We start from the raw sequence: 2,013 nt of genomic DNA, 5'->3' as shown, positions 1-2,013 counted from the left end.
GGAGACATAGAGTCTTCCTTGAAATTGAGAATAAATCGTAATTCTTGCAACATCGGTTCTGAGAAGTGATGGGCTTCATCAATGACAATGACAGGCGTTTTTCTCTCATTCTCATAGATATCTATCATCAATGACTGATATTGACGTTTCACCTCTGTTGATCTGAAGGCGGGTTGAATGCCAAAGTTCTGTAATACTTCTCGATAAAATAATTTTGGTGTTAGCGCTGAATCACATAAATACAAATATCGGTATTTAGTTCGATCCAGTCTTTGTACAAGGGACCTCACGGCAGTTGATTTCCCCATGCCTGCGTCTCCTGTTAAGAGACAAAAATGTCGATGCTCAGCCGCGTATTCTAGCCGAGCTGTTGCTTCTTGATAGCTCGATGAACCGTACAATTGATTGGTTGCTATTTCTCGAGTAAATGGTACAGCCTTCATTTCAAAGAAATCTAACATTCACTTCGCCCCCCTGACTTTTCTTTCCAACTCACATAACTGGGTCTTCCTAATTCTTTACGCTTCTCTTCCTCTTGTTGCTTTTTCAACCTCTCTAGGTAATCTGAAACAACAGTAGGAGAGGTATCATCGTGAGATGAATCAGGGATTTTAGAGTGACTTTGATTTCTAAGCTCAGCTGGCTTAGCGTTAGGATAACGTACGTCATCTTTCCATACTTGGATGTAGGATAAATCGAACGGATTATAGCGAACAGTTACTCGTTTGCCCCGTAAGGAAGAATCAACATCATAACTATTCCCCTCTAATTCAATGACGGCGGTTTTTCTAACGGTACGTTCTTCTTCCCATAAAAAGATTTCCTTCAATCCTTCTGGTGGAAGAAAGCGACGTTCTTCTTGATGAGATTCATACCGTCTCTTTGGTGTTTGTCCAATTCCACGATGAACTCGATTGTCGTATGCTTCTAACCAAGAGTTCAAATACTCATTTAATTGTTTCAAGGTTGTTAGTTTTCCTTGATTAATGAGAAGGTTTGCTTCACCTGTAAAACTCGAATCTACATACTGGAAATATTTCTCAATTTTCCCTTTCGACTCAGGCGAGTAGGGCTTTGCGTGGATTAGCTTCGTTCCCATCCTTGCACATATCACTTTAAACTGTTTAGCGCTGTACACAGAGCCATTATCACAAAAAAATAGATGTGGAACACCATATTTTACGACTGCTTTTTGCACACAACTCTCTAGGCGTGGATACCGCTCTTCAAAAAAGAACTCAGCGTGCATAATCCGGCGGCTGTGATCATCAATAATTGCGATGAGGTACGCTTTTTTTCTGCGGTTTGGATTCGCAGGATCAGGCATATATAGGGTGTGCTGTGTATCAGCTTGCCAACAATCGTTTGGAGAATCATGCTCAAAATGCTGAAATTCTTTCTTTACCGCACGGTAAAGATCCCTTTTACTCCATCCTTGTTCTTGAAAATACCGTGAAAGAGTGCGAGTTTTAAGTGTACCAACTGGAACTTTTTCTTCAAGTTCTAGTATTCGAATAACCTGTTCCACACTACGACTCGGAAGTTCTTTTCTTAATTCAATGGCACGCGTTAAAATAGAAGCGTCTATACTCTTAAGGCTGCCATTTTTTTCTCTTTTTTGAGGTTTAAGTGCGTTAAACCCGCCTTTTTCAAAAGCCTTTATATATCTTTCTAGCGATCTTAAACTTATGGTTCTCTTTTCACTGCCTGGAATGGTGTACTGCTGCTTGGCAATGTCTTTCAAAAGGGTATATCTCTCCCCAGGTTGTAGTTGACGTTGAACTACTTGGGCAATCAACCCAAAACGAAAGGCTGCAATTTCATCTAGCTGGCTATCATTCATTGTCGTTCTCTCCCTATCTATCAAAATATATACAATCTCTATTTTCCCTTGTTTGTTGAGAGGAGAAAACAGACATATATTGTGTAGTAAGAAAAGGAATTCACACCAAATTTATCCATACTATCTGACAAGTAAAACGACTACCATGACAGTGATAATGGAAGGCGGAG

General features: G+C 40.0%; 2 protein-coding genes. Both read right to left on the bottom strand.

The window, feature by feature from the left end; all coding sequences use genetic code 11:
- Positions 1-461, bottom strand: a 461-nt coding sequence (locus ACOI1C_RS22435) for an ExeA family protein (RefSeq protein ID WP_422512856.1), incomplete at its 3' end; no start/stop codon positions are given.
- Positions 455-1,843 (bottom strand): DDE-type integrase/transposase/recombinase, encoded by a 1,389-nt coding sequence (locus ACOI1C_RS22430; RefSeq protein ID WP_422512855.1) that lies wholly within the window; start codon positions 1,841-1,843, stop codon positions 455-457. The genes ACOI1C_RS22430 and ACOI1C_RS22435, both read right to left, overlap by 7 nt.
- Between the last annotated feature and the right edge of the window lie 170 nt (positions 1,844-2,013).

The sequence above is a fragment of the Bacillus sp. DJP31 genome, from assembly GCF_049310945.1.
Lineage (GTDB): Bacteria > Bacillota > Bacilli > Bacillales > SA4 > Bacillus_BS.
The sequence above is the reverse complement of the archived record's forward strand: the minus strand, read 5'-3'. Positions and strand labels throughout refer to the sequence as shown.

What these genes read in the sequence shown, in the direction of transcription:
- ACOI1C_RS22430 (WP_422512855.1), bottom strand. Translation starts at nt 1,843, where the DNA reads ATGAATGATAGCCAGCTAGATGAAATTGCAGCCTTTCGTTTTGGGTTG.